General features: G+C 56.4%; 1 protein-coding gene. It reads left to right on the top strand.

Translation table 11 applies throughout. The annotated features are described in order from the left end of the window. The coding region (locus AC0L27_RS41530; protein ID WP_473323952.1) for a hypothetical protein at window positions 1–236 on the top strand (236 nt) is incomplete at both ends.

Raw genomic sequence — 236 nt, 5'->3', positions numbered from 1 at the left:
GAAGACGGTGATTTTGTCTTTGTACGGTTTACCGTTCCACGGACAGAACTGAGCGCAGTTGCCGCATTCGTTACAGTAAGCGTCGAGGTGCAGCGTCTGGAAACGGTTCTGGAAGCCTGGGACCGCAATGGAGACGTTGGCGCGGTTCGGGCAGACATCCACACACTTGCTGCAAACGTAGTTACATTCGAGGCAGCGAGCGGCTTCCTGGGCGACAAACGCGTCACGATCGTCAC

This window comes from Bradyrhizobium sp. Ken51, assembly GCF_055807435.1.
This window is presented reverse-complemented; position numbering and strand designations above follow the sequence as displayed.